The sequence below is a fragment of the Burkholderia sp. Se-20373 genome, assembly GCF_017104705.1.
In the GTDB taxonomy this organism is placed as follows: Bacteria; Pseudomonadota; Gammaproteobacteria; order Burkholderiales; family Burkholderiaceae; genus Burkholderia.
Map to the genome: position 1 here is coordinate 14,191 of NZ_JAAGPH010000019.1, position 18,061 is coordinate 32,251.

An 18,061-nucleotide genomic window follows, 5' to 3' on the forward strand; every position below is an offset into this window, starting at 1 on the left:
ACAGGACGCGACGCGGCCGGCGGCACGGCGCGATGCGGGCTCAGCCGCCCGACTTCTCGAAGCGGCGCAGCAGTTCGTCGCCGCGCGACGCGGCCGAATCGAGCGCATCCTTCGGCGACTTCTTCTGCGCCCAGACCTGTTCGAACTCCTCGTCGACCACCGTGCGGATCTGCGGCATGTTGCCCAGGCGCAGCCCCTTCGTGTACGGCAGCGGCGGCTTGTTCAGCATCTGCTTGATCGCGGTTTCGGCGCTCGGGTTCTTCGCGTAGAAGCCCTGCTGGCGCGTGAGGTCGTACGCCGCGGTCGTCACGGGCAGGTAGCCCGTGTCCTGGTGCCACTTCGCGGCGACCGCCGGAGAAGCCAGGTACGCGAGGAATTTCGCGACGCCCTTGTAGGTCGCAGAATCCTTGCCCGCCAGCACCCACAGGCTCGCACCGCCGATGATCGCGTTCTGCGGTGCGCCCTTCACGTTCGCGTCGTACGGCATCATGCCCGTGCCGTAGCTGAATTTCGCGAACTTCTGCACGTTCGCGAGCGCGCCCGACGACGTCGTCAGGATCCCGCAGTCGCCGCTGTAGAACTTCGCCGACGCTTCATCCTTGCGGCCCGCGTACGTGAACGTACCGTCCTTCGCCATCTGCTGCAGGAACGAGATGTGCGCGATCTGTTGCGGCTTGTTGAATTCGAGCACCGCGTCGGTACCGTCGAAGCCGTTGTTGCGGCTCGCGAACGGCAGCCCGTGCCACGCGCTGTAGTTCTCGAGCTGGATCCAGCCCTGCCAGCCGGTCGTGAAGCCGCACGCCATCCCCGACTTGCGCAGCTTCTCCGCATCGGCCTGCACGTCGGCCCACGTCTTCGGCGGCTGGTTCGGGTCGAGCCCGGCCTTCTTGAACGCGTCCTTGTTGTAGTACAGCACCGGCGTCGAGCTGTTGAACGGCATCGAGACGAGATGGCCCGTCTTCGCGTCGCTGTAGTAGCTCGCGATGGTCGGCACGAACGCCTTTTCGTCGAGCGGCACGCCGGCCTGCTTGAACACGTCGTAGACCGGCACGACGGCCTTCTTCGCCTGCATCATCGTGGCCGTGCCGACTTCATAGACCTGGAGGATCGCCGGCGCGTTGCCGCTGCGATAGGCGGCGATGCCGGCCGCGAGCGCCTGGTCGTAGGTGCCCTTGAAGACCGGCACGATCTTGTAGTCGCTCTGCGACGCATTGAACTGGTCGGCGATCGCATTGACCCGCTCGCCGAGCGCGGCCTCCATCGCATGCCAGAACTGGATTTCCGTCGCGGCGAGCGCCACGTGCTGTACCCCGAACATCAGCGCGCCGCCGAGCGCGATCGAACGAACCAGTGTCCCCGCAGGCTTCTTCTTCATCGACCTCTCTCCTATGAAAACGTTACCAACAGCGTGTGCAACATTCCCGTCGCCATTGAACCGGCGAAGTCTAGTGATCGTTTGTGACAGTCAGTTGTCGCCGATGACGAACAGGCGCTGATACTCCTTCAGCGCGAAGCGGTCGGTCATGCCGGCGATGTAGTGCGCGACGAGGCGCGGCTGCTGCGCGGTGTCGTCGGACTGGTACGGCGGCGGCAGCAGGCGCGGATCGTCGATGAACGCGTCGAACAGGCCGGTGACGACGCGCTGCGCCTTGCTCGCCATGCGCATCACCTTGTAGTGGCGATAGAGGTTCTTGAAGAGGAAACGCTTGAGGGCGGCAGCTTGCGCGGCGACCGTTTCGCTGTGCGACACGAGCGGCGGCGCGGCGCGCACGTCGTCGAGCGATGCGGGCGCGACACGCGCGAGATTGCGCGTCGTCTCGTCGATCAGGTCGACGATCAGCGTGTTGATGATACGGCGCACCGTCTCGTGCACGAGACGGCGGCCTTCGAGGTACGGGAATTCGGCGAGCGCCGCCTCGTAGTGGCGCTGCCACAGCTCGACTTCCGCGAGCTGCTCGATCGTGATCAGGCCGGAACGCAGGCCGTCGTCGACGTCGTGGTTGTTGTACGCGATCTCGTCCGCGATGTTGGCGAGCTGCGCTTCGAGCGACGGCTGGCGACCTTGCAGGAAGCGCTCGCCGAGCGCGCCGAGCTTGCGCGCATTCTCGCGCGAGCAGTGCTTCAGAATGCCTTCGCGCGTCTCGAAGCACAGGTTCAGCCCGTCGAACGCGCCGTAGTGCTCCTCGAGCTCGTCGACGACCGCCAGGCTCTGCAGGTTGTGCTCGAAGCCGCCGTGCTCGCGCATGCAGGCATTCAGCGCGTCCTGCCCGGCATGGCCGAACGGCGTATGGCCGAGATCGTGCGCGAGCGAGATCGCCTCGACGAGATCCTCGTTCAGGCGCAGGTTGCGCGCGACCGAGCGCGCGATCTGCGCGACTTCGAGACTGTGCGTGAGGCGTGTGCGGAACAGGTCGCCCTCGTGATTGACGAAGACCTGCGTCTTGTATTCGAGCCGGCGAAATGCGGTCGAATGGACGATGCGGTCGCGGTCGCGCTGGAATTCGGTGCGCGCCGCCGGCGGTGCTTCCGGATGGCGACGGCCGCGCGACTGCGACGCGTGTGCGGCATACGGAGCGAGATGGGCTTCCAGCGCCGCCAGCGTCGGCGGCTCGGCCACCGGCGCAGCTGACGCGTGGCCGGCTTCGGGCAGTGTGCTGCTGGATGTCTCGCTCACGTCTCCTCCATGTCAGGGGCGCCGGGGCATCCGGGCCGCCGTTAGCGGGTGGTCTGCGCCAGTGTGGCGAACACGGCTTCGTCCGGCGCCTGCGTGATCAGCGTATCGCCGAATCGCTTCAGCAGGATGAACTTGATCGCGCCGGCCTCGGCCTTCTTGTCGACGCGCATCAGGTCCATATAGCGCGCATCGCCGAGCGCGGGCCCGCGGGTCGGCAGGTGCGCGGCCGCGATCACCGCATCGAGACGCTGCCGCGACGCTTGGTCGAGCAGGCCGAGCCGTACCGACAGGTCGCCCGCCATCACCATCCCACAGCCGACCGCTTCGCCGTGCAGCCATTCGCCGTAGCCGAGCCCGGCCTCGATCGCATGGCCGAACGTGTGGCCGAAATTCAGGATCGCACGCAGGCCGCCTTCGCGTTCGTCGGCCGCCACCACACTCGCCTTGACCTCGCACGAGCGCTTCACCGCATGCGCGAGCGCAGCCGGATCGCGGCGGTTCAGCGCGTCGACGTTCGCCTCGATCCAGTCGAAGAATTCCGCATCGGCGATCGCGCCGGTCTTGATGATCTCGGCGACGCCGGCCGCCAGTTCGCGGTCGGGCAGCGTCGTCAGCGCGCCGATGTCCGCGATCACGGCCTGCGGCTGGTAGAACGCGCCGATCATGTTCTTGCCGAGCGGGTGGTTGATGCCCGTCTTGCCGCCGACCGACGAGTCGACCTGCGACAGCAGCGTCGTCGGCACCTGGATGAACGGCACGCCGCGCATGTAGCTCGCGGCGGCAAAGCCCGTCATGTCGCCGATCACGCCGCCGCCGAGCGCGACGAGCGTCGTCTTGCGGTCCGCGCGGTCGGTCAGCAGGCCGTCGAAGATCAGGTTCAGCGTTTCCCAGTTCTTGTACGCCTCGCCGTCCGGCAGCACGACCGTCGACACGCGCTTGCCGAGCGGCGCAAGCGCCGCGCGCAGCGCGTCGCCGTAGAGCGGATCGACCGTCGTGTTCGTGACGATCGTGACGGACGAGCCCTTGATATGAGGCGCGAACAGCTCGGCGCGGCCGATCAGGCCAGTGCCAATGTGAATCGGATAGGCGCGGTCGCCCAGGTCGACGTTGACAGTAATCATGCTTGTAGCGGCTTGGCGATGACGCCGGCCAGTTCGAGTTGCATCAGCACCATGTTGACAAGACCGTTGACCGACGGACGGCCGGTCTCGATGACGAAATCCGCGCATTCGCGGTACAGCGGGTCGCGTACCTCGTACAGCGCCTCGAGACGCCCCTTCGGATCTTCGGTCTGCAGCAGCGGGCGGTTCTTGTCCTTGCGTGTACGCAGCCACAGATCGTGCGGATTGGCGCGCAGGTAGACGACGATGCCGTGGTTTTTCAGGCAGTCGCGGTTTTCCGGGCGCAGCACCGCGCCGCCGCCCGTCGCGAGCACGATGTTCTCGCGCTGCGTGAGATCGGCGATCACCTGCGTTTCGCGATCGCGAAACCCGGCCTCGCCCTCCATCTCGAAGATCACCGGAATGCGCGCGCCCGTGCGGGCCTCGATTTCGTGGTCGGAGTCGAAGAACGTCCTGTCGAGACGACGCGCGACCGCACGGCCCACGGTGGTCTTACCCGCTCCCATAAGGCCGACGAAAAATACGTTTGCATGTGGGTCCCGCGCTTGCAACGGCTTCCTCTGCTTCAATCTTGCTGGTGTGTGGCGCAGCTTACTGGCAAAGCGGCTGCCTTGTCGAGCCTGCGCCGGCGGCTTCCGGCCCCGTTTTCTCGGCATCCGTGCTGACCGCGCCGCGCGCATTGCAGCGCGCATCGACGACGGTCGGCGTGATGAAGACGACCAGTTCGTTACGTTGATCGCGTTGCGCGCGGTGCCGGAAAAGCGCGCCCAGAAACGGTATTTTGCCCAAGAGCGGCACGCGCGTCACATCGTTCCGGTTCAGTTGTTCATAGATCCCGCCGATCGCGACCGTCCCGCCGTTCTCGACCTCGACGCGCGTCTGGACGTGCTTCGTATGGATCGCCGGGCCGGCTGCCGTCGGCTCGCCGATGCTGTCCTTCGTCACGTCCAGGTCGAGCACCACGCGCCCGTCCGGCGTGATTTGCGGCTCGACCTCCAGTTTGAGCGTGGCCCGGCGGAACTGCACGCCGCTCACGCCGTTCCCGACCTTCGCCTGGTACGGCAACTCCGACCCCTGTTCGACGATGGCCTTGACGCGATCGGCGGTCACCACGCGCGGACTCGAAACGATCTGGCCCCGCCCCTGTGCCTCGAGCGCACTCAGTTCGACGTCGAGCACACGGCTGAGCGGCGCGGCGAACAGCGTGAAGCCGGCGGTTGCCGCTTCGAAGCCGCCGAGCGGCCGCGCAGCCAGGTCGAGCGCGTTGCGGGCACCGGTCGTATACGTGCCGCTCTCGCCCGACGGCGGCCGCTCCTGCGCCCGCAGCGCGACGCGTGCGCCGAGATTGCGCGAAAAGCCCTGCTCGCCCTCGACGATGCGGGCCTCGATCCGGACCTGCCGCGACGGCCGGTCGATCGCATCGATCAGGCTCGCGACGTGGTCGAGGCGCGGCGCGAGATCGGTGACGAACAGCAGGTTCGTGCGCGGATCGGCCGCCGCTGCGCCACGCTTCGACAGCAGGCGCTGGCCGGTCGCGCCGGCAAGCAGTCGCTGCACGTCCTGCGCACGCGGGTAGTGCAGCGCGAACGTCCGGCTCGCAAGCGGCTCCAAGTCCGCGGCCCGCGCGTGCATTTCGAAGCGCTCGCGTTCGCGGGCGGCCAGCTCGACCGCCGGCGTGACCCATATCACGTTGCCCCGCCGGGTCATCGCGAGCCCGTGCGTGTCGAGTAGCGTGTCGAAAGCATCGCGCCAACGGACATTGTTCAGACGTAACGTGACGGTGCCGCGCACCTGCCCGCTGACGACGATATTGAGCCCCGTGAACCGCGCGAACGCGTCGAACGCGGCCGCGAGCCCTGCGCTCTGCAGATTCAGCGAGATCCGCCGCGTGTCGTCCGCATCGCCCGGTTGCCGGGCCGCAGCGTCGCCCATCCGGGCCGGTGGCGCCAACGGGATCGGCGGCCCCTCCAGCCCGGGTGCCGAGGTGGCGGCCTCCGCCTGAAGCGCCGCGCGAGCCGCTTGGTCGAACGGCGGCGGCTCGGCCTCCGTCGCTACGGCGTGATCCGCCCCGACCACCACGCCTTGGGGCAACGGAAGGCCGGGCACCTGCGTATCGAACGATGCGGCAGGCCAGACGGCCGGCAGCGGCGGCAACGACGCGCTTGCACTGGCCGCGGTCAATCCGGCCCAAACGGCGAGTATCCGGCATCCGGGCTCGATCATGGCCGCCTCCCGTCGTCCAGCGCGACCCGGTACGCGCCGTCCGCTGTTGCGAGCGTCACGGCGACGGGGTCGACGCGCACCACCCGCGCGGCCCCGAGGGTATCGCCGGGGACCACGGCAGTGAAAGCGCCATCACCGTCGTCGAACAGCGCGAGACCTGCATGACCGTCGCGAATGGTGCCGGCCAGGCGGACAGCCGCTCCCTCCGCTTCAGACGAACCGGCCTCGCCGAACGGATCGGCGCCGGGCGCGTCGGCCAGAACCGACGCCTCTCCGCCCGTGGTCGTTGGCGCCGGCAACTCCGGAAACACGTCGACGGACATTTCCACGCGCGCGGCCTCCTTTCCCCGTTCGACACGCAGCGCGGACGGCACTGCCAGAACCGGGAAGCGGGCCAGCCCGCCGACCATCTGCAGCAACGCGTGAAAGCGGCCCTCCGCGACGATGCGCACGGTGCGCCGGCCGTCCGGCACCGCGCCATCGGCGCGCAGCGGTTCGATCGATACGTCGCGCAGCCCGCTCGACGCGGCGCGATCCGCCAGTTCCAGCATCAACGCAGCCCATTCCGGCGTACGCGGCGAGCGATCGCCGTGTGCCGCCGCCGGCTGCACGCCGCGTTGCCGTGCAGCGGCAGCCAGGACACGCCGAGCGTCGGCCTCCCGCATCTGCGCCGCGGCGAGCAACGCGCGGCCATGCGCGAGCCCGCTCCAGTCGGCGGCATTCGCCAGATGAATGCCGCCCGCCAGCACGGCCGCGAACGCGAGCCCACAGCCTGCGACGTGCGCAGCCGCCGGCGACACGCGCCGCATGCCGCCCCGCCATCCGTCGCTGCGCAGTGCGGACCGATGCGCGAGCACCGCCGTCATGCGCCACCTCCCGACGCTTTCCGGGACGCCATCGCGTCGAGCCAGCGCAGCTGGACCGAGAACCGGAACGGCATCCCGCCTGTCACGACCGGAGCACCGGAAACAGGCTTCAGTGCATCGATATCGATCCGCCAGCCACGTTGCTCGCGCGCCATCCCCCCGAGCCATCGCGCGGCCGCCCGATAGCTCGCGGCACGCACGTCGAGCACGGCACCGGCCGACGTCGTGCGCAGCGCATCGAGCCGGACGGTGCCGTCGCGCACCTGCGCCAGCGTGGCCAGCAGCCCTGCGACGTGCCGATAAGGCGCGGCGAGCGCGGCCGCCTGCGCGTCGTGTTGCGCGGCAACGGCCGCAGCCTTGGCTGCGCGTGTCGCAGCCCCCAACTGCGGCTGCAACTCCCGCAGCCGCGCCTCCACAGTCGCGCGCTCGGCATCCACGCGCCACCGCGCCCCGCTGGCGGCGCCCGTCCACAGGCCGACGCCGAGCACACCGAGCAGAATCGCCGCACCGCACTGCGTGGCCCGGCGACGTCGCAACGCGTGCGCCAGCCGCTCGCGGTACGGCAGCAGGTTGAAACCGCCCGGATCCGCACGACGGGCCGTCATTCCCACACCCCGCGCAATGCCAGCCCGAATGCGACCGCCCATGCCGGGCCGCCCGGCATGCCGGCGGGCAGGCATGGTTGCCCGCTCCAGCCGGTGCAGTCGAACGACACCGCAACCGCGCCGAGCACGTCGCCAATTTCGGCGACGGACGTGTCGAAACGGGCGATACACCGCTCGTCCCCTGACACGAGTACGCAACACACCGCCCCGAGCGCGCGCTGGCGCAATGCATCGGAAAACGCCCCCGGCACGGCGCCGGACAGCGTCAGCACCGGTACGGCCAACGGGCCGTCGATTCGCCAGCCGTGCACGCCCGAGTCATGGAACCAGAGCGCCGCGTAAGGGCCCGCCTGCGCGTCGGGTTCGAATTGCGCGGCATAGCGCAACGCACGCAGCGCCGCGGCCGACTCGCCGTCGACCACCGTCAGGTCGACACCGGCCTGGGCGGCCACATCGATCCGCCGTTCGAGCAGCGCCAGCGGAGCCACGGCAATCTCGATCTCGCCGGCTCTCGCGCCGCCGTCCTGCCGCCAGTCGAACGCGAGACTGTCCGGCGCCAGCCCCGAGATGCGTTCGGCCGCCTGCCGCGCGGCGTCCTCGACATCGGCCCGCCCGGCCAGGTCGAGCGTCGCGGTGCGCATCTCGTCATCGTGCAACGCCATCACGCCGCGCGCGTCGCACCGCACCCCGGCCGCCGACAGCCTCGACACGGCGGCGGCCAGCGCACGCGCAACCGCCGCCCAGCGCGCATCCTCCGGCCCGCCCGCCAACCCGACCGGCTCCCGCTCCAGCCCCTCGACGCACACCTCCGCGCCCCGGCCGCACCGGCTCAGCACGGCCACCCTCACCTCATCCGCACCGACGTCGATTCCCGTCGACCGTTGCCCACCCTGCGCAAACCGCGCTCGCCATCGTCCCGCCATCCCAGCCTCCCGAAATCGTCGCGGCCCATGCCGCGTTTCCGAGACCTGATTTTGCAAATCGGCGCGTGCGGCCGACAGTCGGCCTAACGGCCAGCATCCGCTCGCGACGGCCATGCGCGGGCTATGCTGGAAGCACGCCAGACCGCGTCTTCGCGGCGCGCGCCCCCCGCGTCAGGACCGGTCTTACCGGGCAGCTATAATCGCGGGACTGTTTTCCGGTATGCCTATGCAATCCACGACTCCTACGTCCCCGCCTCCCGCCCCGGAGCCGAAGAAGCGGCCCTGGTGGCAAAAAGTCCTGCTCGGATTCGCCACGATGTGCGTCGCGCTCGTCGTGGCCGGCGGCCTCGTGCTCGGCTATGCGCTCGTCGTTGCGTGGCCGAACATGCCGTCGCTCGACGCGCTGACCGACTATCGGCCGAAGGTGCCGCTGCGCATCTATACGTCCGATCACGTGCTGATCGGCGAATTCGGCGAAGAGCGCCGCGACGTCGTCCATTTCAAGGACGTGCCCGACTCGCTGAAGAAGGCGATCCTCGCGATCGAGGACGCACGCTTCTACGATCACGGCGGCGTCGACCTCACCGGCATCGTCCGCGCCGGCATCGTGGCGCTGACGAACGGCCATGCGTCACAGGGTGCGAGCACGATCACGATGCAGGTCGCGCGCAACTTCTTCCTGTCGAGCGAGAAGACCTACACGCGCAAGATCTACGAGATGCTGCTCGCGTACCGGATCGAGCGTGCACTGACGAAGGATCAGATTCTCGAGGTCTACATGAATCAGATCTATCTCGGCCAGCGGGCGTACGGCTTCGCGAGCGCCGCACGGGTCTACTTCGGCAAGGACCTTAAGGACATCTCGCTCGCCGAAGCCGCGATGCTTGCCGGGCTGCCGAAGGCACCGTCCGCGTACAACCCGGTCGTGAACCCGAAGCGCGCGAAGGTGCGCCAGGAATACATCCTCCAACGGATGCTCGAGCTGAACTTCATCTCGCGCGAGCAGTACGACGAGGCCGTCGCACAGCCGCTCGTCGTCAAGGGCCCGGGCCGCGATTTCAGCGTGCACGCCGAGTACGTCGCGGAAATGGTCCGACAAATGATGTACGCGCAGTACCGTGAGGAAACCTACACGCGCGGCTTCAACGTCGTCACGACGATCGACTCCGCGGATCAGCAGGTCGCGTACACCGCGCTGCGCAAGGGCATCATGGATTACGAACGCCGGCACGGCTATCGCGGGCCGGAAGGCTTCATCGAGCTGCCGGCCGGTGCCGACGACCGCGAACAGGCGATCGACGATGCGCTGCTCGAACACCCCGACAACGGCGAACTGATCGCCGCGGTCGTCACGGCCGCCAGCCCGCGCCAGATCACGGTCGCGTTCATCGACGGCAGCAATGCGACGATCGAGGGTGACAACCTGCGCTTCGCGTCGGGCGCGCTGTCGGCCAATGCGCAGCCGAATCGCCGCATCCGCCCGGGCGCGATCGTCCGCGTCGTGAAGAACGACGCCGGCAAATGGTCGATCACGCAGTTGCCGCAGGTCGAGGGGGCATTCCTGTCGATCGTCCCGCAGGACGGCGCGATCCGCTCGCTCGTCGGCGGCTTCGACTACAACAAGAACAAGTTCAACCACGTCACGCAGGCGTGGCGGCAGCCGGGTTCGTCGTTCAAGCCGTTCATCTATTCGGCGTCGCTCGACAAGGGCCTCGGGCCGGCCACCGTGATCAACGACGGCCCGCTGTATTTCAGCGCCGCCGAAACGGGCGGCCAGCCCTGGGAGCCGAAGAACTACGGCGGCGGCTTCGAAGGCCCGATGTCGATGCGCACCGCGCTGCAGCGCTCGCGCAACCTCGTGTCGATCCGGATCCTGAACCACATCGGCACGAAGTACGCGCAGCAGTACATCACCCGCTTCGGCTTCGACGCCGAACGCCATCCGGCCTACCTGCCGATGGCACTCGGCGCGGGCCAGGTCACGCCGCTGCAGATGGCGGGCGCGTACTCGGTCTTCGCGAACGGCGGCTACCGCGTCAATCCGTACCTGATCGCCGAAGTCACCGATCCGAACGGCGCGATCGTCGTGCGTGCGCAGCCGCTCGTCGCCGAGCAGAATGCGCCGCGCGCGATCGACCCGCGCAACGCGTACGTGATGAACAGCCTGCTGCAGAGCGTCGCGCAGCGCGGCACGGGCGCACGGACCAACGTGCTGAAGCGCACCGACCTCGCGGGCAAGACCGGCACGACGAACGACTCGCACGACGCGTGGTTCGCCGGCTACCAGCACACGCTCGCCGCGATCGCGTGGATCGGCTACGACAATCCGCGCAGCCTCGGCGATCGCGAAACGGGGGGCGGCCTGTCGCTGCCGGTCTGGATCGACTACATGGGCGCCGCGCTGAAGGGCGTCCCCGAGTTCAAGCCGACGGTGCCGGACGGTGTCGAGTCGCTCGGCGGCGAGCTGTACTTCACCGAGTTCGCGCCGGGCCACGGCTTCGTGTCGACGGTCGGCGTGCCGCAGGCACCGGCCGCGCAGAACGTCGACGCCACCGTGCCGCACGTCGACGAGCAGGAAAAGCAGGACATCATGAATCTGTTCGCGCACTGACCAACGGCCCGGACATGAAAAAAGCGCCCCGCGGGGCGCTTTTTCTTTGGCACGACGCGTCGACGCGCAGCCCCGGCCTCGGCCCGAGCGGTTACGGCGCGCTAAACGTGATCGGCAGGCCGGCCTGCTGCGTCGCGTATTCGGTGAGCGCCGCGAAAAACTCGGTGCCCGTGCGCGTGTCGCGCCATTCGCCGTCGATGAAACGGTAGTGGAACCCACCCGCCCTCGCGGCGATCCACACTTCCTTCATCGGCGGCTGCAGGTTGACGATGATCTTCGAGCCGTTCTCGAACGTCAGCGTCAGGACGCTGCCGTTGCGCTCCAGATCGATGTCGTGATCGCCGTCGTTGGCGTCGTCGACGGTACGCTCGACGGCCGCCAGTACGGCCTCGGCACGGGTCAGGTATTCGGTATCGGACATGCTAAACTCTATCGGTTCAATTGTTCAGGGACGATCATGCGAGTCGTTTTCCGGATGAGCGCGATTGTAGCGGCTTTGGCGATTCTTGCCGGCTGCGGTCAAAGCGGCGCGCTCTATCTGCCCACCGTGCCTCCGATGCCCAAGCCACTTCAGCAGCAGGACACCCCGCCGTCGGACGTCAAGCCGACCGATGAAAACGCGTCGTCCGACAGTGTGCCCGATTCGTCCGGCACGCCGCTCACGCTGTCACCCGAATTGTCGAGCAGCGCATCGTCGATGCCTGCACCAGCGTCGAGCCCGGCCGCGAAGTAACGGCGCGCCGCCTGCACGGCTCACGAAACAAGGCGATGACTTCCCGGTCATCGCCTTTTGTTTTTTCAGGCTGCGCCGTCACGCGCGCACGCGCCGCCATCCCCATGCGATGATCCGCCAGCCGAGCAGCACGGCGACGATTCCCGCATACAGCTTCGGCTGCGCCAGATTGTGCTTGCCGGCTCTCATCCACCAGAAGTGCAGCACGGCGAGCAGCGCGATCACGTAGATCGCGCTGTGCAGCGTCGCCCAGTGGCGGCCCAGGCGGCGCACCATCGCGCGCGGCGACGTTGCCGCGAGCGGAATCAGCAGCACGAACGCGGCAAAACCGACCGTGATGAACGGGCGCTTGCCGACGTCCTTCAGGATCGCGACGACGTCGAACCACTTGTCGAACCACAGGTAGGTCGTGAAGTGCAGCGTCGCGTAGAAGAACGCGAACAGCCCGATCATCCGGCGAAAGCGCAGCAGCGTGGCGAACCCCGTCATGCGCCGAAGCGGCGTGACGGCGAGCGTGATGCACAGGATCACGAGCGTCCAGAGCCCCGTCGAGCGCGTGACGAACTCGATCGGATTCGCGCCGAGCCGGTCGGTCAGCCCGAACAGCACGAGACGCGCGAGCGGATAAAGGCCGGCCGCGAAAACCAGCACCTTGGCCGGCGCGAGCCAGCGCGGCGCGGCGGGACGGACCGCGCCGCGCCGTGCGGCACGTGCAGCCTGGCCGGCGCCGGCCGTGGGCGCGGCCGCCAGGGGCGAAGGGGGCATGTCGTTTCTCACCGTCGCCCTCAGAAATTCTTCTTCAGGTCCATGCCCTGATACATCGACGCGACCAGGTCGCCGTAGCCGTTGAACATCAGCGTCTTGCGCTTCGGCGTGAAAAAACCGTCCTCACCGATGCGCCGCTCGGTCGCCTGGCTCCAGCGCGGATGATCGACGTTCGGGTTCACGTTCGAATAAAAGCCGTACTCGTTCGACGCGTACGTGTTCCAGCTCGTCTTCGGCTGCTTGTCGACGAAGCGGATCTTCACGAGCGACTTCGCGCTCTTGAAGCCGTACTTCCACGGCACGACGATCCGCACCGGCGCGCCGTTCTGGTTCGGCAGCACCTGCCCGTAGACGCCCATCGTCAGCAGCGTCAGCGGATTCATCGCCTCGTCCATCCGCAGTCCTTCCGAGTACGGCCAGTCGAGCACGGGCGTCGAAAGGCCGGGCATCTGCGACGGATCGGCCAGCGTGACGAACTGCACGTATTTCGCGTTGCCGGTCGGCTGCACACGCTTGATCAGTTCGGACAGCGGCACGCCGATCCACGGGATCACCATCGACCAGCCCTCGACGCAGCGCAGCCGGTACACGCGCTCCTCGAGCGGCGCGAGCTTCAGTAGCTCGTCGAGATCGAACACCTTCGGATGCAGCACCTCGCCCTCGACGCTCACCCGCCACGGGCGCGGCCGCAGCGTGCCCGCGTTCTGCGCGGGGTCGCGCTTGTCGGTGCCGAATTCGTAGAAGTTGTTGTACGTGGTGATGTCCTTGAACGGCGTCACCTTGTCGGCCGCGACGAACTTCGGATTCGTCTTCGCCGCAAGCTTCGCGGCCCGCGCATCGGGCGACGCATAGGCAGCCAATGCTGCGCCGCTGCCGCCGAGCAACCCACCCGCCGCCGCGAGGCCGGCCGCCTGCAATACGCGCCGCCGGTTCTCGAACACCGCACGCGGCGTGATTTCGCCGGGCGCAATATCGCCACCGGTCAATACGTTCCGCAAAGGGCGTTTGATCCACATCGTGCTGCTCCTCCTGCCTGCGCCGCGCGCAGTTTCATGAGCGTTCGACCCGGCCCGTCTTGCGCCGTTCGACGCCCGGACCGCCCGCCCGTTACAAAAGAAAACCGCCGGGCACGCAGTGCACCGGCGGTCTCATAGTCGGACGAACAGCGGAAATCTTACAGCTTGCCGTAGCTGTGCAGCCCGGACAGGAACATGTTGACGCCGAGGAACGCGAAGGTCGTCACGAGCAGGCCCGTGAGCGCCCACCATGCGGCCACCGTGCCGCGCAGGCCCTTCATCAGGCGCATGTGCAGCCACGCCGCGTAGTTGAGCCACACGATCAGCGCCCAGGTTTCCTTCGGATCCCAGCTCCAATAGCCGCCCCATGCTTCGGCAGCCCACAGCGCGCCGAGAATCGTCGCGATCGTGAAGAACGCGAAACCGACCGCGATCGACTTGTACATCACGTCGTCGAGCACGTCGAGCGTCGGCAGGCGATCGGCGAGCACGCCGCGCTCCTTCATCAGGTACGCGACCGACACCATCGCCGACAGCGCGAAGCTGCCGTAGCCGATGAAGTTCGCCGGCACGTGGATCTTCATCCACCAGCTTTGCAGCGCCGGCACGAGCGGCTGGATCTGCTGCGCGTCGCGCGCGACCGAGTACCACATCAGGAAGCCCACGGCCGCGCTGATCACCAGCAGCACGAACGCGCCGAGCGCGCGCGTGCCGTAGTGGCCTTCGTAATACAGATAGAGCAGCGCGGTGATCAGGCTGAACAGCACGAACACTTCATACAGGTTCGATACCGGAATGTGCCCGACGTCCGCCCCGATCAGGTAGGACTCGTACCAGCGCACCATCAGGCCGGTGAAGCCCATCAGCACGGCGACCCACGTGAGCTTCTGGCCGATCGCGGAGCCCGACGCCGAGCGCGCGAGCAAGCCGATCCAGTAGAAGATCGTCGCGAGCACGAACAGCGCGCTCATCCACAGGATCGCCGACTGGCTCGACAGGAAGTACTTGAGGAAGAACGCCGAATCGGCGCGCGCGAGATCGCCCTGGTAGATCTGGATCGACAGCAGCGCCAGCACGGCGATCGACGCCATCATCAGCCGCGCGGGCTTCCAGCGCCAGCCGAGCGCGATGAGCGCCGGCACGGTGCCGATCATCACCGCCGTGTCGTAGTAATCCATGTGCGCGTTGTAGTGCACGAGCGCATAGCCCGCGCCCACCACGAGCGCCAGTGCGAACAGCCAGTCGAGCAGCGACAGGCGCGCGAGGAACGGACGGTCGTCGAACAGCGGCGCCGTGACCGGAGCCTGGGCCGACGCCCGATGGGAAGAGGAGACTTGCGTGAGATCCATGATGTTACCGGGTGGAATTCTCGGAATCGGAACCGCCGCCGGCTGGCGGACGGGCCGTCGATGCCGCACCGGCCGGCGCGGCGTCGCGAGGTGCGGCGTGCAAGGCGGCACCGGCCGCGTCGCGCGTCTGCACGAACTCTTTCTCGAAATCGAAGGTCTTGCGGGCCGTGGACATTGCCATCACCACATCGACGCCCGAACCGGCGTCCTTCAACCAGAACCAGAGGCGCCGCTCGCGCACGTAGAACATCGAGAAGATGCCGGCGACCAGCAGCAGGCTGCCAAGATACACCAGATTCTTGCCGGGTGCGCGCGTCAACTGAAATACCGAAGCTTGCACCTGCTTGAATGAGTCAAGCTGCAAATAGACCGGCGATCCATACAAAAAGCTGTCGGATAGCGCGTTGATCGCGTTCTGCACGAAGCGGATCGTGTCGGTGCCCTGCTGCGCCGCCGGCTCGCCCGCCCGCTCGCGCGCGATCTGCCACACCTCCCACATCGAGCCCTCGAGCATCCGCAGCAGCAGGCTCGCGGCCTTCTCCTGCTCGGCCTTCGGCACCGAGCGGTCGATGAACGTCGCCACGGCCTGGAAACCGCCGATCGGCTGGCCATCGGCGCCACGGCCGACGCTGTCGTCGCCCGCCGCAAAAAGGGTCAGCACCTTCAGCGCGCTGTCCTGCAGGCGGCTGCGCAGCGATGCGTCCATGCCCGGCAGCGAACGCTGCGCGAAACGCGCAGCGGCCTCGGCGCGCGCGGACGGATCCTCGAGCGCGGCACGCAGGTGCATCCATTCGCCGATCGAATCCTGGCTGTCGGCCGGAATCCGCATGTAGCGGAACGGGTCGTTCGGGCTCGCACGCACGCCGGCGAGGAACACGCGCTCGCCGTTCATGTCGACGGGCAGCATGTAGTTGTTGAATTCGCGCGCCTGGCCGTCCTTGCCGCGGATCTTGTACTGCACGGACGGGCCGATGTTGTGGAGCTGCGTCGGCTTCGACGTCTTCGCGCCGGAGCCGAGGCGTTCGTCGAACGCTTCCTTCAGCGAGCCCGTCGTCGCGACACCGCGCACGTCCGGCTTGCCGTTCGCGTCGGCCATGTTTTCGACGTTGATCGCACGGAAATCGGAGAACTCGATCGTGTCGCCGTCGTTGCCCGGCATCTGCAGCGGCGCCGAACTGCCGATCGTCCCCTTCACGGGGAAGGTCTTCGCGTTGCCGCCGGTCATCGGGTAGGCCGTCATCTGCATCTGCGAGCCGCCGTCCTGGAAGCTCGACTGGTAGATCGACACGCCCTTGTACGTGAACGGCTTGTTGACCTCGACTCGCGCCGGGATCTTCTGGCCGGTCTCGCGATCGATCACGACGATGTCGCTCGCGAACAGCTTCGGCATGCCCGTCGTGTAGTAGTCGACGATGAACTTGTTGAGCTGGATCGAGAACGGCAGGTCCTGGATCAGCGAGCCGCTCGGCTGGTTCAGGATCGCGGTCGACACGAACTGCCCCTCGGGCACCCACGCGTAGCCGCGGAACGTCGGGTTCGACGCGGACAGGCGATGGTCGGGCGAGATCTCGCTGATCGTCGCGCTCGTGTTGACCGGGCTCTTGCCGAACATCCACATCTGGAATTTGATCGGCAGGTTGCTGTCGAGCAGGCCGCCGATACAGATCACGACGATCGCGAGGTGCGCGGAGATGTAGCCCCACTTGGTCATTGCACCGCGCTTCGCGGAGATCAGCGTCGCGCCGTCGTTCTCACGCACGATGTGCTTGTAGCCGGCCTTGGTGACGAACGTGGCGAGCGTCGCCGTGACCGTCGCGCGCGTGCCGGACGTCGTGTATTCGGCCTTGTGGTGGAACGCCCGCAGGCTGCCTTCGCGAACCTTGTCCTTCCAGCTCTTCGCATCGGCGAGCATCTTCGGCGCGTTGCGGATCACGCACAGCGAGATCGACACGACGAGGAAGATCAGGATCAGCATGAACCACCACGCGCTGTACACGTTGTACAGGCCGAGCGAGCGGAAGATGTCCGCCCAGAACGGCCCGAACTGGTTCACATAGTTCGGATACGGATCGTCCTGGGTCAGGACCGTGCCGATGATGCTCGCAATCGACAGCACCACCAGCAGCGCAATCGCGAAGCGCATCGAGCTCAGCAACTCGACCGCACGCTTCGGTGCACCCTGACCCGACTTCGACTGCAACCCCGACGTGGTAACGCTCATTCAAACTCCGACTCAGGGGAAACAGCCCCCAACGCTCACTTTGATTATTGCCCCCGAAGGGGCGGCCAGCACGCTCGTGACGGCCGGCGCGCGCTGACAAAAAAGAAGGGCGAGGCAACCGCAACGATGCGGCGCCCCACCCTTTTCTTGTTCTGACTCCGGCCGCCCTTCGGGCGCCCGGTCATTCCGTTCGCGGCTGACCGCTCAACGCAGGCCCGCGATGTAATCCGCGACGGCCTTGATCTCGTTGTCCGACAGCCGCGTGGCGATCTGATGCATCGCCTCGTTGTTGTTGCGCGCGCCGGCACCCTGCTGGAACGCGGTCAACTGCGCGACCGTGTAATCGGCCCATTGCCCCGACAGACGCGGGTACTGAACCGGGATCCCTTGCCCTGTCGGCCCGTGGCAGCTCGCGCAGGCGGGTACGCCCTTCTCCGCGATGCCGCCGCGATAGATCTTCTGGCCGATCGGCACGGTTGCCGCATCGCGCGCGGTGCCGAGCTTCGTCGTCTGCGCCCCGTAGTACGCGGCGACGTTGCGCATGTCGTCCGCGCTCAGCGCGCTCGCGAATCCGACCATCACCGCGTTGGTGCGCACCGGCCCCTTCGCGCCCGGCTGCGTCTTGAAGTCGTTCAACTGCTTGACCAGATATTCGGGATGCTGGCCAGCGAGCTTCGGGAAACTGCCCGATGCGCTATTGCCGTCGGCGCCGTGACACGACGCGCAGACCTGCCCGGCAATCGCCTTGCCACGGTCGAGATCCGGCTTTGCCGCATCCGCCGCGTTTGCCTCCGCTACGAAACCTACGAACCCTGCTGCAACCTGAAGCACCATCAGAGACTTGCACAGTCGATTCATTCGCACACCCTGTTTCGTCTTGTGGGAATTTGAGGTTCTGCAAAAAACGACGGCGTTCAGTCTACCGCAGAAGCTACATAAAAGCGCGAGGCAGGC

General features: G+C 67.3%; 16 protein-coding genes. 2 read left to right on the plus strand and 14 right to left on the minus strand.

What is annotated here, in order from left to right; translation table 11 throughout:
- Positions 1-40 precede the first annotated feature (40 nt).
- The 8 genes from ugpB to G3N96_RS09490 form a co-directional block, all read right to left on the minus strand.
- On the minus strand, positions 41-1,375 hold the full coding sequence (gene ugpB, locus G3N96_RS09455; protein ID WP_206137037.1) for a sn-glycerol-3-phosphate ABC transporter substrate-binding protein UgpB: 1,335 nt from the start codon (positions 1,373-1,375) through the stop codon (positions 41-43).
- Positions 1,376-1,465: 90 nt separating this feature from the next.
- On the minus strand, positions 1,466-2,650 hold the full coding sequence (locus G3N96_RS09460; RefSeq protein WP_241022567.1) for a deoxyguanosinetriphosphate triphosphohydrolase: 1,185 nt from the start codon (positions 2,648-2,650) through the stop codon (positions 1,466-1,468).
- Between the two features lie 65 nt (positions 2,651-2,715).
- Positions 2,716-3,795, minus strand: coding sequence for a 3-dehydroquinate synthase (aroB, locus tag G3N96_RS09465; protein WP_206137038.1), 1,080 nt, complete (start codon positions 3,793-3,795; stop codon positions 2,716-2,718).
- Complete coding sequence (locus tag G3N96_RS09470; RefSeq protein ID WP_089424313.1) at positions 3,792-4,346, minus strand: shikimate kinase; 555 nt, start codon at positions 4,344-4,346, stop codon at positions 3,792-3,794. The genes aroB and G3N96_RS09470 overlap by 4 nt, the downstream gene beginning before the upstream one ends.
- Before the next feature lie 40 nt (positions 4,347-4,386).
- A complete protein-coding gene (pilQ, locus tag G3N96_RS09475) occupies positions 4,387-6,018 on the minus strand; it encodes a type IV pilus secretin PilQ (protein ID WP_206137039.1) in 1,632 nt (543 codons plus the stop codon).
- Positions 6,015-6,884, minus strand: a complete 870-nt coding sequence (locus G3N96_RS09480; protein WP_206137040.1) for a pilus assembly protein — start codon at positions 6,882-6,884, stop codon at positions 6,015-6,017. Before G3N96_RS09480 ends, pilQ begins: the two co-directional genes overlap by 4 nt.
- Entirely contained in the window at positions 6,881-7,489 is a 609-nt protein-coding gene (locus G3N96_RS09485) for a fimbrial protein (protein WP_206137041.1), read from the minus strand. The genes G3N96_RS09480 and G3N96_RS09485 overlap by 4 nt, the downstream gene beginning before the upstream one ends.
- Positions 7,486-8,412: a competence protein ComA gene (locus tag G3N96_RS09490; RefSeq protein ID WP_206137047.1), complete on the minus strand. Its 927-nt coding sequence runs from the start codon at positions 8,410-8,412 to the stop codon at positions 7,486-7,488. Before G3N96_RS09490 ends, G3N96_RS09485 begins: the two co-directional genes overlap by 4 nt.
- 220 nt (positions 8,413-8,632) lie before the next feature.
- On the opposite strand from G3N96_RS09490, the gene G3N96_RS09495 reads away from it, so the two are divergent.
- Positions 8,633-11,023 (plus strand): penicillin-binding protein 1A, encoded by a 2,391-nt coding sequence (locus tag G3N96_RS09495; RefSeq protein WP_179255031.1) that lies wholly within the window; start codon positions 8,633-8,635, stop codon positions 11,021-11,023.
- Between the two features lie 91 nt (positions 11,024-11,114).
- Here the strand turns inward: G3N96_RS09495 and cyaY are convergent, their stop codons facing one another.
- Positions 11,115-11,444 carry an iron donor protein CyaY gene (gene cyaY / locus G3N96_RS09500; protein WP_124583742.1) on the minus strand — a complete coding sequence of 110 codons (330 nt, stop codon included), beginning with the start codon at positions 11,442-11,444 and terminating at the stop codon, positions 11,115-11,117.
- Positions 11,445-11,480: 36 nt separating this feature from the next.
- Here cyaY and G3N96_RS09505 point away from each other — a divergent pair, with 36 nt between their 5' ends.
- A complete protein-coding gene (locus tag G3N96_RS09505) occupies positions 11,481-11,756 on the plus strand; it encodes a lipoprotein (RefSeq protein ID WP_089455451.1) in 276 nt (91 codons plus the stop codon).
- Between the two features lie 78 nt (positions 11,757-11,834).
- Here the strand turns inward: G3N96_RS09505 and msrQ are convergent, their stop codons facing one another.
- From msrQ to G3N96_RS09530, 5 genes are all read right to left on the minus strand, one after another.
- The gene (gene msrQ / locus G3N96_RS09510; protein ID WP_124583740.1) at positions 11,835-12,521 is read right to left on the minus strand and encodes a protein-methionine-sulfoxide reductase heme-binding subunit MsrQ; all 687 of its coding nucleotides are present in this window, start codon (positions 12,519-12,521) and stop codon (positions 11,835-11,837) included.
- Between the two features lie 20 nt (positions 12,522-12,541).
- Entirely contained in the window at positions 12,542-13,537 is a 996-nt protein-coding gene (gene msrP / locus G3N96_RS09515; RefSeq protein ID WP_124583738.1) for a protein-methionine-sulfoxide reductase catalytic subunit MsrP, read from the minus strand.
- A gap of 158 nt (positions 13,538-13,695) precedes the next feature.
- Complete coding sequence (gene ccsB / locus G3N96_RS09520) at positions 13,696-14,886, minus strand: c-type cytochrome biogenesis protein CcsB (protein ID WP_124583737.1); 1,191 nt, start codon at positions 14,884-14,886, stop codon at positions 13,696-13,698.
- A gap of 4 nt (positions 14,887-14,890) precedes the next feature.
- Positions 14,891-17,107, minus strand: a complete 2,217-nt coding sequence (locus tag G3N96_RS09525; protein WP_206137042.1) for a cytochrome c biogenesis protein ResB — start codon at positions 17,105-17,107, stop codon at positions 14,891-14,893.
- Between the two features lie 204 nt (positions 17,108-17,311).
- Entirely contained in the window at positions 17,312-17,965 is a 654-nt protein-coding gene (locus G3N96_RS09530) for a c-type cytochrome (protein ID WP_206137048.1), read from the minus strand.
- Between the last annotated feature and the right edge of the window lie 96 nt (positions 17,966-18,061).

Excerpts from the sequence above, each read along its gene's own strand:
- ugpB (WP_206137037.1), bottom strand. The coding sequence starts at position 1,375 with ATGAAGAAGAAGCCTGCGGGGACACTGGTTCGTTCGATCGCGCTCGGC.
- aroB (WP_206137038.1), bottom strand. The coding sequence starts at position 3,795 with ATGATTACTGTCAACGTCGACCTGGGCGACCGCGCCTATCCGATTCAC.
- pilQ (WP_206137039.1), bottom strand. The coding sequence starts at position 6,018 with ATGATCGAGCCCGGATGCCGGATACTCGCCGTTTGGGCCGGATTGACC.
- G3N96_RS09480 (WP_206137040.1), bottom strand. The coding sequence starts at position 6,884 with ATGACGGCGGTGCTCGCGCATCGGTCCGCACTGCGCAGCGACGGATGG.
- G3N96_RS09485 (WP_206137041.1), bottom strand. The coding sequence starts at position 7,489 with ATGACGGCCCGTCGTGCGGATCCGGGCGGTTTCAACCTGCTGCCGTAC.
- G3N96_RS09490 (WP_206137047.1), bottom strand. The coding sequence starts at position 8,412 with ATGGCGGGACGATGGCGAGCGCGGTTTGCGCAGGGTGGGCAACGGTCG.
- G3N96_RS09495 (WP_179255031.1), top strand. The coding sequence starts at position 8,633 with ATGCCTATGCAATCCACGACTCCTACGTCCCCGCCTCCCGCCCCGGAG.
- cyaY (WP_124583742.1), bottom strand. The coding sequence starts at position 11,444 with ATGTCCGATACCGAATACCTGACCCGTGCCGAGGCCGTACTGGCGGCC.
- G3N96_RS09505 (WP_089455451.1), top strand. The coding sequence starts at position 11,481 with ATGCGAGTCGTTTTCCGGATGAGCGCGATTGTAGCGGCTTTGGCGATT.
- msrQ (WP_124583740.1), bottom strand. The coding sequence starts at position 12,521 with ATGCCCCCTTCGCCCCTGGCGGCCGCGCCCACGGCCGGCGCCGGCCAG.
- msrP (WP_124583738.1), bottom strand. The coding sequence starts at position 13,537 with ATGTGGATCAAACGCCCTTTGCGGAACGTATTGACCGGTGGCGATATT.
- ccsB (WP_124583737.1), bottom strand. The coding sequence starts at position 14,886 with ATGGATCTCACGCAAGTCTCCTCTTCCCATCGGGCGTCGGCCCAGGCT.
- G3N96_RS09525 (WP_206137042.1), bottom strand. The coding sequence starts at position 17,107 with ATGAGCGTTACCACGTCGGGGTTGCAGTCGAAGTCGGGTCAGGGTGCA.
- G3N96_RS09530 (WP_206137048.1), bottom strand. The coding sequence starts at position 17,965 with ATGAATCGACTGTGCAAGTCTCTGATGGTGCTTCAGGTTGCAGCAGGG.